This window comes from Sphingomonas benefaciens (assembly GCF_052907485.1).
This window is the reverse complement of record NZ_JBREIC010000003.1, coordinates 30,614-44,439: the sequence shown is the minus strand read 5'-3', so window position 1 is coordinate 44,439 and position 13,826 is coordinate 30,614. Positions and strand designations below refer to the sequence as shown.

Here is a 13,826-nt window from a genome sequence, read left to right as displayed (position 1 = left end):
CGTGCACGAAATCACCAGGGGCGGCGAGCGACGCTTCACCCGCGGACGTTCCGCGACTAGCAGGAGGGCATGCCCGCCCTGCTCGACGCCGATACGCTCCACCCCCTCTGGCCCGACACGCCGCTCGACGGCGCGATCGTCTTCGCCGATCCCGATGCCGCGCCGGACGCGGCGGTGGTCGCCGACGTGCATCGCCCCTGGCTGTTCGGCTATGCGCCCGAACGACCCAACGGACGGGCGATGCTGGTACTTGCAGGCGGTGGCTATACCGCGCTGATGGTCGGGCGTGAGGGAGTCGCGGTGGCGCGCTGGCTCAATCGCCTCGGCTGCCACGCCTATGTTCTCGTCCACCGCTTTCCCAACGCGACGCATGGCGTTTCGGCAGCGCTCGACGATGCGATCGCGGCGATGCGGACGATCCGAGGACTGGCGGGCTATCAGGGTGTCGGCGTCGTCGGCCTGTCGTCGGGCGGCCACCTCGCCGCCTGCCTCGCCGCCGACTATCCGGCGGAATGGGCGCTGGCGCAGACGGCGGATGGATTGGCGATGCGGCGTCCCGACGTGCTGGTCATCGGCTATGCGCCGATCTCCACCAATGCCAAGGGTCGGACGATCGTCCCCGACAAGCCGCCGCTCGCACCGCCCGAGAAACAGGCCTTCTATGATCGCATGCAGCCGGACGCGCAGCTGACCGCGGCGCCGCCGCCGGCGTTCATCGTCTATGCCGCCACCGACGACGTCGTTCCGGTCGACAATGCCCATCGGCTCGACGCGGCATGGCGTGCCGCAGGCGGATCGGCGGAACTGCACGTCTTTGCCGACGCGCCGCACGGCTTCGCCCTCGATACGCAGAACTTGCCGGTGTCGATCTGGCCGACGTTGTGCGCGCACTGGCTGGCGCAGACCGGATTCGGCGACGGCACCGGCTGACGGCCGGTCACTCGCCCGCGGTCAGGCTTTCGATCACCTCGTCGAGCAGGCCGGTCAGCGTCCGCATCTTCTCCGGCGACAGGCTGACGCTGGCATAATGGTCCTCGCGACCCGCAAGCAGGCCGAGGCGGGCGACCATCGGCTCTGCCGCGTCGGTCGCGTATAGTCGCTTGACCCGGCGGTCACCCGGATCGCTGCGCCGTTCAACCCATTGCAGCGCCTCCAGCCGGTCGAGCGTCTGGCCCATCGCCACCGGGCCGATCTCCAGCTTCTCCGCCATTTCCTTCTGCGTCCAGCCGGGATGCAGCCAGATCGCACCGAGCGCCCGCCATTGTGCTTGGGTCAGCGCCTCGTCCGCGCTCGACGCCATCGCCCGCGCCCGCTCGTCGAATCGCTTGCGCAGCAGCCGGGCGATCAGCGCGATCTGCGATGCAAAGCTGCGCTGGACACCCTCGGCGGCGGGTTCGGGGGAGGCTCCGGCAGGAGCGGTCATCGAATATCTTCGTCCCATGCGAAACTCGTGGCGGCGTCACCCTAACCGTACCGTCGGCGGCTGTCAGCGTGTTGCGGCTCCGTCGATAAAGGTCAATGTCACTTATCTGTAAGTTGCCTTATTATCAGGTTGCTTTCCATTCCCAACGGGTGCACCGGCGCGACATTGACCGAGATCATCGGGGCGAGTCCCCGGATCCGCGAGGTAGCATGAGCCTGGACGATCACGCCGATTCCCGCCCCGACCACCGGACCGACCCCGATACGCTGGCCGATGCGCCGCCGATCACCGATCCCGCCCCCGTCGTGCAGGCGGCCGACCCGACCCCGGCGCGACGCAACCGGCTGCGCCTGCCGCTGCTGCTCGCCGCGCCGATCATCGCCATCGCGATCGGCCTGTTCTTCTACCTGAGCGGCGGCCGCTACCAGTCGACCGACAACGGCTATATCCAGGCAGGGTTGGTGCCGGTCGCCGCCAGCGTCAGCGGCCCCGTGGTCGCGGTGATGGTCCACAACAACCAGCGCGTCCGCGCCGGCGACGTGCTGTTCCGGATCGACCCCGCCCCCTTCCAGGCCGCGGTCGACGAGGCGGCGGCGGAGCTCGCCAACGCCCGCACGCAGGTGTCGTCGCTGCGCGCCAATTACCGCGAGGGCGAGGCCGGCCTCGCCGCCGCCCGCGCGCGGCTTGCCTATGCGGAGCGTGAGGCGGCGCGGCAGAAGTCGCTGCTCGCCGAGGGCATTTCGTCGCAGAACCAGTACGACCAGGCGGTGCTCGCCGCGCAGACCGCGCGCCAGCAGATCCAGACCTCGGTGCAACAGAATGCCGGCGTCGCCGCGACGCTGACCGGCAGCGTCGACGCGCCGACCGCGGCGCAACCGGCGGTGCAGCGGGCGGAGGCGGCGCTGGAACGCGCCCGCCTCAACCTCGGCTATACGGTGGTGCGCGCCGCGCAGGACGGCATCGTCACCAAGGTCGACCAGCTCCAGCGCGGCAGCTACGTCACCGCCGCCAAGCCGGTGTTCACGCTTGCCGGCACGCGCCTGTGGGTCGAGGGCAATTTCAAGGAAGACCAGCTCAACCATATGCGCGTCGGCCAGCGCGCGACCTTCCACGTCGATGCCTTCCCCGATCTGGAACTGACCGGCCGGCTGACCAGCTTCAGCCCCGGCACCGGCAACAGCTTCGCGCTGCTGCCGGCGGAGAATGCGACGGGCAATTGGGTCAAGGTCGTCCAGCGCCTGCCGGTCGAATTCAGCATCGACCGGCTGCCGCAGAACGTACCGCTGCACGCCGGACTCAGCGTCGAGGTCGAGGTCGACACCGGCTACCGCCGCCACCTGTTCGGCGGTGACGCCGCCGCACGATGACCGGCACCTATCCGGACCCGGTCTCGCGGCGCTTCATCACCGCCGCGGTGATGGCGGCGACGGTGATGAACTCGCTCGACAGCACGATCGCCAACGTCGCGCTGCCGCATATCCAGGGCAGCGTCTCCGCCTCGGGCGAGGAGATCACCTGGGTGCTCACCTCGTACATCGTCGCCGCCGCGATCATGACCCCGCTGACCGGCTGGCTGGCCGGGCGGTTCGGGCGCAAGCGGCTGATGCTGTGGTCGATCGTCGGCTTCACCGCGGTCTCCGGCCTGTGCGGCATCGCCAACAGCCTCGGCGAGCTGGTCGGCTTCCGCCTGTTGCAGGGCGTGTTCGGCGCGGCGTTGGTGCCGATGAGCCAGGCGATCCTGCTCGACATCAACCCGCCCGAACGCCACGGCCCGGCGATGGCGGTATGGGGGATGGGCGCGATCCTCGGGCCGATCATCGGGCCGGCGCTCGGTGGCTGGCTGACCGACAATCTGTCGTGGCGCTGGGTCTTCTACATCAACCTGCCGATCGGCGCGCTCGCCTTTGCCGGCCTGTCGGGCTTCCTGACCGAGACCAAGGATGCGGCGCGGCCCCGGCTCGACCTGTTCGGGTTCGCGATGCTGGCGCTCGCCATCGGCTCGATCCAGCTGATGCTCGACCGCGGCCAGACCAAGGACTGGTTCAGCTCGACCGAGATCTGCCTCGAGGCGGCGCTCGGCCTGTTCTTCGGCTATCTGTTCGTCGTCCACACGCTCACCGCGCGACGGCCGTTCATCGACATCGGCATGTTCAAGGACCGCAATTTCCTGACCGGATCGATCTTCGGCTTCTTCCTCGGCACCGTGCTGTTCGGCGTGCTCGCGCTGCTGCCGACGATGCTGGAAACGCTGATGGGCTATCCCGTCGTGCTGACCGGGCTGGTCACCGCACCGCGCGGCATTGGTACGCTGATCTCGATGATCGTCGTCGGCCGGCTGATCAAGACGGTCGATGCGCGCATCCTGATCTTCGTCGGCTTCGCCATCGCGGCCTATTCGCTGCACATCATGTCGGGCTTCACGCTCGGCATGAACGAGCGGCTGGTGATCGTCTCGGGCTTCGTGCAGGGCATCGGCACCGGCCTGGTCTTCGTGCCGCTGACCACGATCGCCTTCGCGACGCTCGACGCGCGCTACCGCAACGAGGGCGCGGCGATGTTCACGCTGACCCGCAACATCGGCTCGGCGGTCGGCATCTCGATGCTGCAGGCGCTGACCATCCGCAACGGCGCGACGGTGCACGCGCGGCTGGTCGAGGGGATCCGGCCGGATAATCCGCTGCTGCCGTCCACCTTCGACTTCGACGCGCCGTCGGCGGTCGCGATGCTCAACGCGCAGATCACGCGCCAGGCAGCGATGGTCTCCTACGTCGATGCCTTCTGGCTGCTCTTCATCCTCACCCTCGCCGTCATCCCGCTGCTGCTGCTGATGCGCCGCCCCCGCGCCGGCGGCGGCGACGGCCCGACGATCCACATGGACTGATCCGATGCGCGTTGCCCCCCTGCTCCTCTCCGCCGTCGTGGCCGGCGCGCTCGCCGGTTGCACCGTCGGCCCCGATTTCACGCGGCCGCAGGCCCCCGCCGCGAGCGGCTACCAGCCCGCCGGCGAGGCAGCGCCGCCGCGCGTCGCGTTCGGTGACGGGCCGGAGCAGCGCTGGTGGACCGCCTTCGGCTCGCCGCAGCTCGACGCGCTCGTCGATCAGGCGATCGCGCACAACCGCAGCCTCGCCGCGAGCAACGCGACGCTCGCCGCCAGCCGCGACGAGGTCCGCGCCATCGCCGGCCGCCGCCTGCCCCAGGTCGACGCCAATGCCCGCGCCGACCAGCAGCAGGTCAATCTCGCCGCCTTCGGCTTTTCCGGCAGCAATCCGCTCGCGCCCGGCGGCAATCCGGAATTCAACCTCTACACCGTCGGCGGCGGCATCAGCTACGACCTCGACCTGTTCGGCGGCCTGCGCCGCAGCGTCGAGCAGAGCGCGGCGCAAGCGGAGGCGCAGCAACGCCAGACCGAGGCGGCGCATCTCTCCATCGCCGGACAGGTGGTCAATCAGGTGTTGACCATCGCCGCGCTCAACGCGCAGATCGCCACCGCCCGCGCGCTGCTCGCCGACGACCAGCGCAACGTCGACCTGACGCAAAAGCGCCGCGCCGGCGGCGAGGGCACATTGGTCGAGGTGCTCAACGCGCAGAGCCAATATGCCGCCGACCGCGGCGATCTGCCGCAGCTCGACCAGCAGCTCGCCGAAGCGCGGCACCTGCTCGCGACGCTGATCGGCACCACGCCCGACGCGCTGCCGCCGACCGACGTCGCGCTCGACCGGCTGACCCTGCCGGCGACGATTCCCGTGGCGCTGCCGTCGGCGCTGGTCCACCGCCGCCCCGACATCCTCCAGGCGGAGGCGCAATTGCACGCCGCCACCGCCGCGATCGGCGTCGCCACCGCTCGCCTCTATCCCGACATCACTCTGGGCGCGACACTGACGCAGGGCGCGCCCGCGGTCGGCGACCTCGTCAAGAACGCCTTCCGCGGCTACGACCTGTTCGCCGGCCTGACCGCGCCGATCTTCCACGGCGGCACGCTGAAGGCCGAGCGCGCAGCGGCGGTCGACCGGGCCCGCGCCAGCCAGGCGAGCTACGAACAGACGGTGCTGGTCGCGTTCAGCCAGGTCGCCGATCTGTTGTCGGCGATGCAGAACGACAGCCGCTCGGTCGCCGACCAACAGGCCTCGGTCGAAGTGGCCGAACGCTCGCGCCATCTGTCGCGGCGCAGCTTCGAGGTCGGCAATTCGGGCATATTGCAGGTGCTGGAGACCGAACGCCTCTACCAGCGCGCCAGCAACGGCCTGGTCGTCGCGCGGACGCGGCAGTTCCTCAACGTCGCCCGCCTCTATGTCGCCACCGCCGGCGGCTGGATCGCACCGGCCGATGGCGCCAAAGGCGTGGCGATCCGTTAGGCCGCCGGGGTTCAGCGAGAGCGACCCCCCGCCCGCTGTCGGGATCGACCGGGCGGGGGACGCCAGCGGGATGGCGGGCGGCGCAGCATAGCCACACACCGCCCGCCGAGAGGATCATGATCCGCCGCGGCGGGATCGGTACGTGTCGTCAGAATTCCGACCAGTCGTCGTGGCTGACGGCCAGGGCTGTCGCGCCACGGCTGTGCGCCACCGGCCCGCTCCTTGCGTGGCCGATCGACGTCCGGCCGGCAGCGCGCCGGATCGGCACGGGATGTGCTCCCCCGCCCTTCCCCGTGTTGAACCGCGCGATCTGCTCCGCCAGCCGGTCCGCTTCGGATGCCAGAGTCCGCGCAGCGGCAGTGGCTTCCTCCACCATCGCGGCATTCTGTTGAGTCACGCCGTCCATCTCGGCGACGGCGGTGTTGATCTGCTGCAAGCCGGTCGCCTGCTGCTCCGTCGCCGTAGCGATCGACGTCATCAAAGCGTCGACCGAGACGATCTGCTCGACGATGTGATGCAGCGCGGTGCCCGCCTCGCCGACGAGGTGAACCCCTGACTTGACCTGTTCGGACGAGGCGGTGATCCGCGCCTTGACGTCCTTGGCCGCATCAGCCGTTCGCTGGGCCAGCGCGCGGACCTCCGATGCGACGACCGCGAAGCCCTTGCCGGCGTCACCGGCGCGCGCCGCCTCCACCCCCGCATTGAGCGCGAGCAAATTGGTCTGAAAGGCGATGGCGTCGATCACGCTGATGATCTCGGAGATTTCCGCAGAGGTCCGCTCGATCTCGTCCATCGCGCGGATCGCGGTGCCGACGACCTGCCCCGAATGGTCCGCGCGCTCGCGCGCGAGCCGCACCGCGTCATTGGCCTTGGCCGCATTCGCCGCGGTCATGCGGACGGTCGCGGTAATCTGGTCCATGGCGGCGGCGGTTTCCTCAAGGCTGGCGGCCTGCTGCTCGGTGCGCATCGACAGGTCGTCGGACGCCCGGCGGATGTCGTTAGCGCCGTTGTGGATCTCGCCGGTCGATTCCGCGACCTGTGCCAGCGTCGCCTGAAGGGCGGCGGCGGCGGCGTTGAAGTCGTCCTTCAGCTTGGCGAAGGCGCCGACCAATTCGGCGTCGACCCGGGTGACAAGGTCGCCCTGCGCCAGTCTCGCGAGGCCCGCCCCGATGCTGTCACAGATCAGGGCGGTCTGCGCCGCCTTGGACCGTTCGGCGGCGTCCAATTGGTCGCGGAACTGCCGGAGCGCCGTGGCTAGCATGCCGACCTCGTCGGCGCGTGCATCGTCGTCGACGGCGACGCTCAGGTCTCCGCCGGCAAGACGACGCATCGCCACGGTCAAGGTGCTGATCGGCGTCGCCACGGAGCGGACCAGGAGGGCCAGCACGGCGATCATCAGGGCGATGCCCAGGATGACGGCGGCGAGCGACAGCCACTTGCCGCGCTCGAACGACGCGAAGGCAGCGGCGGCGGTGCCGTCGGCGATCGACTGTTGGTAGGTCAGCAGCTCCTGCAGCGTCGTCTCGGCCGTGATGTACAGGCCGTTCGCGCGGCGCAGCGCCGTCAGCGCCGCATCGTTCCGATTGGCATTGGCAAGCTGGCTCGCGACCGCCGATGCCGCGACATAGGCCTGCCAATTGTGCTGGAAGGTCGCGAGCAATTCCCGCGAATGCGGCTTCTGCATCATGCCGTGCAGATTGGCGATCTGCCGCTCGACGAAGGCGGCGCGCTCCTGCTTCTGCTTGACGTCCACGGCGATGCGACCGGGATCGACGTCGAGGATCTCGTCGCGCTGCGCGATCAGATAATCCGAGGTCGCCGTGTCGATGCTCGACACCGCCATGTTGATCGGCAGGCGACGATGCGCGAGTTCGTCCGTCCCTTCGTTGAGCGAGGCGAGTTGGGAGACGGTGAACGCCGCAAAGCCGACGATGATCAGCGCGATCGGCACGAAGGCGAGCAACAGCTTGTTGCGGATAATTAGATTCTTCATCGGCAGCCCCCCGGCGCTGGAAATGGCCCCGATGCGCGAGCGCGGCCGGGGAAGCCGACCCATCTAGCTATAAGGCTGAAAAACTTTGTAAATTTTGCGATTCCGGTGCGGAGCACGGCGCTGCTCCCTGGCGATCCACCACAACGGTGCTGCAGATGCCGCCGCGCCGACGGGGCCCGTGCTAGGCGCGCACGAAGTCGATGAAGGCGCGTAGTGGCGGCGGCACCAGGCGGCGGCCGGAGTAATACAGGAACGGGCCGGAAAACGACTGCCACCAGTCGGGCAGCACCGCTTCAAGCGCGCCGCTGTCCAGCGCCGGCTGCAGCCAGCCTTCGAACAGCGAGACGATGCCGCCGCCGGCGACCGCGACGTCGACGAGCAGGTCGATCGCACCGGCAACGCTGGCGATCAGCGGCCCATGGGGTTCGATCCGCACGATCTCGCCATCCCGCTCGAACTCCCATGGGGCGGTTAGTGCGCCACTGCTGAAACGGCCGCGCAGACAAGCGTGCGCGAGCAGCTCGCGCGGGTGCGCTGGCCGCCCCCGCGCGTCGAGATAGGCAGGCGAGGCCGCGAGAGCGAAGCGCTGCACGCGCGGGCCGATCGGCAATGCGATCATATCCTGTTCCAGCCGCTCGTCGTAACGAATGCCTGCGTCGCAGCCGGATGCCACCATGTCGACGAAGCCGTCCTCGGCAACGATCTCGACCGCGATGTCGGGATAAGCGGCAAGGAAGCCGGGCAGGATCGCCGGGAGCACCAGTTTCGCAGCGCTCACCGGCACGTTGAGGCGCAACCTGCCAGCGGGCTGGTCGCGGAACAGGTTGACGACGTCGAGCGCGGCCTCGACTTCGCTCAGCGCCGGCGCCAGACGCTCGATCAGCCGCAATCCCGCTTCGGTCGGCGTGACGCTACGCGTCGTGCGATAGAGCAGGCGAACGCCCAGACGAATTTCGAGCCGGCGCACCGCCTCGCTCAGGGTTGAAGCGCTCGCCCCGACGGCACGCGCCGCATCCCGGAATCCGCGTGCCCGTGCGACCGCGAGGAAAGCGTTCAGATCGGAGAGGTCAGCCTGCATTGTTCGGCTTTCCGTACAGCCCGTGCGGATCACTCACGCTTATCGTGATGATCCGCAAGCCGTATCTTTGCGTCACAGTAGGAGACGCATGATGATCGAACAGGCAGGCACGTATTTCTTCGCCGGACGCGCCGTCAATCGGCTTGGCTATGGCGCGATGCAACTCGCCGGCCCCGGCGTATTTGGTCCGCCGCGCGACCCTGATGCGGCGCTCGCGGTGTTGCGCGCCGCCATCGCGGCTGGTGTCAATCACATCGACACCAGCGACTTCTACGGTCCCCACGTCACCAACCGGCTGATCCGTGAGGCCCTGTCCCCCTATCCGGACGAATTGCTGATCGTGACCAAGATCGGTGCACGTCGCGGCGACGACGCCGCCTGGCTACCGGCGTTCGCACCGGATGCGTTGGCGCGCGCCGTCGACGACAATCTGTCGAACCTCGGATTGGAGGCGCTGGACGTCGTCAACCTGCGCTTGATGTTCGACGTGCACGGTCCGGCCGAAGGGTCGCTAGCCGCGCCGCTCAAAGCCGTGGCGGACCTGCAGCGGCAGGGACTGGTGCGCCATATCGGCCTCAGCAACGTCACGCCCAGGCAATTGGACGAAGCGCGCGCGATTACCGAGATCGTCTGCGTGCAGAACCAGTACAACCTCGCCCACCGCGACGACGACGCCTTCATCGACGCGCTGGCCGCCGATGGTGTGGCCTATGTCCCCTTTTTTCCGCTCGGCGGCTTCAGCCCGCTGCAATCGGCGGTGCTGTCCGACGTCGCCGCAAGGCTCAAGGCGACGCCGATGCAAGTGGCGCTGGCCTGGCTGCTCCAACGGTCGCCCAACATCCTGCTGATTCCCGGCACATCCTCGGCCGCGCACCTTCACGAGAACCTTGCGGCGGCGCGGCTCACCCTGCCCGAAGACGCCTTGGCCGAACTCGACAGGATCGGTCGCTAATCGGGGCCGATTTGCCGGCGCCGGCTTGGTCAGCAAGCCGGCGCCGATTACCCGTGACCAGGGATGCCTATGCTCGAGATGAAAACATCCGCTTGACGTGCGCGCGCGAGGCCTGCGATCCGGTTGATCGGACGGCCGCCGCGCCAGTTGAGCGCATCGCCGCGCCCGATCTACATCATCCGCTCGCGCAGGTTAAACAGGATCACCAATGTCCCGCCGACCATTAGCGCGACGATCAACGCCGAGAAGAGGATCAGTTGCAGATCGTCCCGCGCCGAGCGGGCGAGGCTGATGTGGAGGAAGCAGCGGAACTGCACCACCATCTGCACCAGTCCGAGGCCGAGCACGATGGCAAAGAGCGTGTCTGACGCGAGCACCGGCCAATGGACAAGGGCGAAGGCGGCGCCGGTCAGGACAAGCGCACCGACATAGCCGATCAGATAGGTGCGAAGCTCACGCCGCTTGTCGTCTCGCACATCGCTCATCGCATCAGCCCAGGCAGGTAGACGGTGGAGAAGATCGCGATCCACACGATATCGAGGAAGTGCCAGAACAACCCCAGCCGCAACAGATTGATCTTGACCCGTGCATCGGTGCCGAAGGCCAACAGCTGCGCCATCATGACGATCAGCCACAGGCTGCCGATCAGGACGTGCAGGCCGTGGAGCGGGACCAGACCGAAGAAGGCGGACAGGAAGCCGCTGCGCGTTGGATAAGCGCCGTGAGCGAACATGTCGGCGAAATCGTGCCACTCCATCGCCAGAAAAGCCGCGCCGAGCAGCAGCGTCACGCCCATCCACGCCAGGATATGGCGAAGCCGTGCGCCATGTTTCATGGCGATCGAGGCCATGCCGTAGGTCAGGCTGCTGGTGAGTAGCAGCAGCGTTTCGACGAACGTCGGGCCGATCTTATATTCGGATGCCGGCGTCGGACCCCCCACCGTCGCCGGCAGCATCACCCCATAGGTCGCGAAGAGCAGCGCGAAGACCACTGCATCGCTCATCAGGAACATCCAGAAGCCGAACATCGCGGTGCCGGCCGCGTCGTGCGTGTCCCTGTCGGTATCGCCGAGGTTGAGACCGGCGTGCAGGACCTCGGCTCCGCTCATGCCTGTACCTCCGCCAAGCCCTGGTTCGCGCGGGTCGTCTCCAGTTCGCGCGAAATCGGTTGCGCGCGGGCCACGGCGGCCAGCCATGCCGCTTCCCTCAGCGCCACTTCGTCCGCGGGGATGCGCCGCTGCGTATCGCGGTTGAAGCTGCGCACGATCACCGTGCCGACGACGACCTGAATGCCGACGATCGCGAGCCACCACATATGCCAGACGAGGCCGAAACCCGCGGCTGCACTGGCGATCCCGATCACCGGCGCGACCACGCTGTTGCGGGGCATTTCTATCGACCGGTATCCCGTCGGCGGATGATAGGGCGCCCCCTCCCGCTTCTCCTGGTAGAAGGCGTAGCGGTGGTCGACATGCGGCTGCCGGGCGAAGTTGTATTCCGGTGGCGGCGCCGATGTGGACCATTCCAGGCCTCGCCCGTCCCAGGGATCGCCCGCGAACACGCGATTGGCATCGCGGTCGCGGATGCTCACCCACAATTGTACGATCAGCGCAGCCAGCCCGCAGAAGAGGATCAACGCGCCGAGTTCCGCGGCATACAGCCAGGGCCGGTAGACCGGCTCCATCACCGCCTGGGTACGCCGCGCCAGTCCTGCCGCACCGAGCACGTAGAGCGGCATGAAGGCCAGATAGAAGCCGACCACCCAGCAGGCGCAGGCGATCCGCCCCCATCGTTCGTTCAGACGGAAGCCGACGGCCTTGGGAAACCAGAAGGTGTAAGCCGCGATCAGTCCGTAGAGGGTCCCCGGAATCAGCATGTTGTGAAAATGCGCGACGAGGAAGGTCGTGTTGTGGACGACATAGTCGAGCGGCGGGAAGGCGAGGATGATGCCGGTCAGGCCACCCAGCACGAAGGTTACCATGAAGGCAAGCGCGTACAGCATCGGCACCGTGAAGCGCACTTCGCCGCGAAACATCGTCCAGATCCAATTGTAGATCTTGACGCCGGTCGGCACGCCGATGGTCATGGTCGCGATGCCGAACGCCGCGTTGATACTGGGGCTCTGCCCCATGGTGAAGAAGTGGTGCAGCCAGACCGTGAACGACAGCACCGCGATCGCCATGGTCGCGATCACCAGTGAGACATAGCCGTACAGCTCTTTCGACGAGAAGGTCGACACCACCTCCGAATAGATGCCGAAGGCGGGCAGGATCACGATGTACACCTCCGGATGGCCGAACATCCAGAACAGGTTGGCGTAATTCATCATGTTGCCGCCGGCCGCGTTGGTGAAGAAATGAAAGCCGAGATAGCGGTCCAGCGCCAGCAGCGCGGTCGCGACCGTCAGCGGCGGCATCGCGAACACCATCAGGATCGCGGTGCACAGGCTGGTCCAGCAGAACATCTGCATCCGCATCAACTGCATGCCGGGGCAGCGCAGCTTGTAGATCGTGACCGCGATGTTGATGCCCGCCAGCGTCGACGCGATCGAGCCGAGGGTCACCGCCCAGATCCAATAGTCGGGACCGACGCCGGGGTTGAAGGCGATCTCGGTATAGGGCGGATAGCCGCTCCAGCCGCCGGTCGAGAAGCGGCCGATCACCAGGCTGATCATCATCAACGCCGCGCCGCTGCCGGTCAGCCACAGACCGATCGCATTCAGCAACGGAAAGGCGACGTCCCGCGCGCCGATCTGCAACGGCACGAGATAGTTGATCACGCCGGTCAGGAACGGCATCGCCATGAAGAAGATCATGATCGAGCCGTGGGTGCTGAACAGCTCGGCAAAATGCTCCGGCGCCACCAGGCCGGGCGCGTTGATCGCCGTCGCCTGCTGCAGCCGCATCAGATTGGCTTCGATAAGGGCGCGCGCCAGCATGACGAACGCGATCACGACGTACATGATGCCGATCTTCTTGTGATCGAGGCTGGTCAACCATTCCGACCATAGCCATCGCCAACGGTGCGTCACCGTCAGCAGCAGGGCCACGGCGAGCGCACCCACGACCACCATCGCCCCCGCGCCGGCGCCGATCAGCTCGTTGATCGTCGGATCTTCCCAGGCACGGACGAACGGCAGGTCGTGCCATGCGAACCGGCCCAGCACCTCCGGCCAAACGGCTATGCTCATTGCCCCTCTTTCGTCCGGGTAACGGACATGATCCTGTCGAATAGATGCGGCGGCACGCGCGAGAACGCCAGCGGCCGCGGCTCTACCGATCGTGCGGTCATCCGCGTCAGCGCGCGGCCGTCCAATGGGACCGGCGTGGCGCGTATCTTGGTCAGCCACGCTCGGTAGCGGGTGGCGTCCATGGCGATCACGTCGAACTTCTGGTCCTGAAAGCCCTTGCCATTGTATTGGGTGTTCTCGCCGCGAAACACGCCCGCACGGCTGGCGGCGAAGTTCAGCTGGGTGCGCATGCCGGCCATGGCATAGACCTGCCCCGCCAGCTGCGGAATCAGCAGCGACTGCATGACGGTGCCGCTCGTCAGGCTGACATGGACCGGCCGCCCGGCCGGGATGACCAGCCGGTTGGCGCTGGCGATGCCCTCGTCCGGGTAGATGAACAGCCACTTCCAATCGAGCGCGACCGCCTGCACCTCGACCGCCGGCTGCGCGGCGAAGAGCGGGCGATAGGGATCGAGCCGATGCGTCGCATTCCAGAGCAGGAATGCAAGGCCGATGACGATCCCGATGGGCGGCACCCAGACCATGATCTCAAGCGGCCAGGAAAAGCCCCAATTGGGGCGGTACGCATCCCGCGTGTTCGATATTCGGTAATGCCAGGCGATCAGCGGCACCAGCAGCAACACCGGGCCGGCGACGAAGATCAGGACGACGGAGAGAATGACATAGACGTGCCACTGATCCGCCGCGACCGGACCGGCATGATTGACGATGCCGAGCTGCAACGCCGCGCAGCCGCCGAGCAGAAGTGGCAGCGCGAGGGCGACCAAAGCGCCTCTCGT

Annotated in this window: 12 protein-coding genes; 5 read left to right on the top strand and 7 right to left on the bottom strand. The window is 67.5% G+C overall.

Translation table 11 applies throughout. The annotated features are described in order from the left end of the window. Positions 1-69 precede the first annotated feature (69 nt). The gene (locus ACU5AX_RS11330) at positions 70-930 is read left to right on the top strand and encodes an alpha/beta hydrolase (RefSeq protein ID WP_446691000.1); all 861 of its coding nucleotides are present in this window, start codon (positions 70-72) and stop codon (positions 928-930) included. Between the two features lie 7 nt (positions 931-937). On the opposite strand, the gene ACU5AX_RS11325 is transcribed toward ACU5AX_RS11330, so the two are convergent. Next, the gene (locus ACU5AX_RS11325) at positions 938-1,423 is read right to left on the bottom strand and encodes a MarR family winged helix-turn-helix transcriptional regulator (protein ID WP_446690999.1); all 486 of its coding nucleotides are present in this window, start codon (positions 1,421-1,423) and stop codon (positions 938-940) included. A 209-nt stretch (positions 1,424-1,632) separates the two neighbouring features. On the opposite strand from ACU5AX_RS11325, the gene ACU5AX_RS11320 reads away from it, so the two are divergent. The 3 genes from ACU5AX_RS11320 to ACU5AX_RS11310 are packed head-to-tail and all read left to right on the top strand — an operon-like array spanning position 1,633 to position 5,775. After that, the gene (locus ACU5AX_RS11320) at positions 1,633-2,790 is read left to right on the top strand and encodes an HlyD family secretion protein (RefSeq protein WP_446690998.1); all 1,158 of its coding nucleotides are present in this window, start codon (positions 1,633-1,635) and stop codon (positions 2,788-2,790) included. Continuing rightward, the gene (locus tag ACU5AX_RS11315; protein WP_446690997.1) at positions 2,787-4,304 is read left to right on the top strand and encodes a DHA2 family efflux MFS transporter permease subunit; all 1,518 of its coding nucleotides are present in this window, start codon (positions 2,787-2,789) and stop codon (positions 4,302-4,304) included. The genes ACU5AX_RS11320 and ACU5AX_RS11315 overlap by 4 nt, the downstream gene beginning before the upstream one ends. Positions 4,305-4,308: 4 nt before the next feature. After that, positions 4,309-5,775, top strand: a complete 1,467-nt coding sequence (locus ACU5AX_RS11310) for an efflux transporter outer membrane subunit (protein ID WP_446690996.1) — start codon at positions 4,309-4,311, stop codon at positions 5,773-5,775. Between the two features lie 148 nt (positions 5,776-5,923). Here the strand turns inward: ACU5AX_RS11310 and ACU5AX_RS11305 are convergent, their stop codons facing one another. Together ACU5AX_RS11305 and ACU5AX_RS11300 are read right to left on the bottom strand one after the other, a co-directional pair. Beyond that, entirely contained in the window at positions 5,924-7,768 is a 1,845-nt protein-coding gene (locus ACU5AX_RS11305) for a methyl-accepting chemotaxis protein (RefSeq protein ID WP_446690995.1), read from the bottom strand. Positions 7,769-7,949: 181 nt separating this feature from the next. Beyond that, positions 7,950-8,846 carry a LysR family transcriptional regulator gene (locus ACU5AX_RS11300; RefSeq protein WP_446690994.1) on the bottom strand — a complete coding sequence of 299 codons (897 nt, stop codon included), beginning with the start codon at positions 8,844-8,846 and terminating at the stop codon, positions 7,950-7,952. A gap of 88 nt (positions 8,847-8,934) precedes the next feature. On the opposite strand from ACU5AX_RS11300, the gene ACU5AX_RS11295 reads away from it, so the two are divergent. Beyond that, positions 8,935-9,798: an aldo/keto reductase family oxidoreductase gene (locus tag ACU5AX_RS11295; RefSeq protein ID WP_446690993.1), complete on the top strand. Its 864-nt coding sequence runs from the start codon at positions 8,935-8,937 to the stop codon at positions 9,796-9,798. 170 nt (positions 9,799-9,968) lie between these two features. Here ACU5AX_RS11295 and ACU5AX_RS11290 read toward each other — a convergent pair whose 3' ends face one another. Genes ACU5AX_RS11290 through ACU5AX_RS11275 form a run of 4 tightly spaced genes read right to left on the bottom strand, consistent with a single transcriptional unit; the run spans position 9,969 to position 13,814 of the window. Beyond that, entirely contained in the window at positions 9,969-10,283 is a 315-nt protein-coding gene (locus ACU5AX_RS11290) for a cytochrome o ubiquinol oxidase subunit IV (RefSeq protein WP_446690992.1), read from the bottom strand. Further along, entirely contained in the window at positions 10,280-10,906 is a 627-nt protein-coding gene (locus ACU5AX_RS11285) for a cytochrome c oxidase subunit 3 (RefSeq protein WP_446690991.1), read from the bottom strand. The genes ACU5AX_RS11290 and ACU5AX_RS11285 overlap by 4 nt, the downstream gene beginning before the upstream one ends. Then, positions 10,903-12,987 carry a cbb3-type cytochrome c oxidase subunit I gene (locus ACU5AX_RS11280; RefSeq protein ID WP_446690990.1) on the bottom strand — a complete coding sequence of 695 codons (2,085 nt, stop codon included), beginning with the start codon at positions 12,985-12,987 and terminating at the stop codon, positions 10,903-10,905. The genes ACU5AX_RS11285 and ACU5AX_RS11280 overlap by 4 nt, the downstream gene beginning before the upstream one ends. Then, a complete protein-coding gene (locus tag ACU5AX_RS11275; RefSeq protein WP_446690989.1) occupies positions 12,984-13,814 on the bottom strand; it encodes a cytochrome ubiquinol oxidase subunit II family protein in 831 nt (276 codons plus the stop codon). The genes ACU5AX_RS11280 and ACU5AX_RS11275 overlap by 4 nt, the downstream gene beginning before the upstream one ends. Between the last annotated feature and the right edge of the window lie 12 nt (positions 13,815-13,826).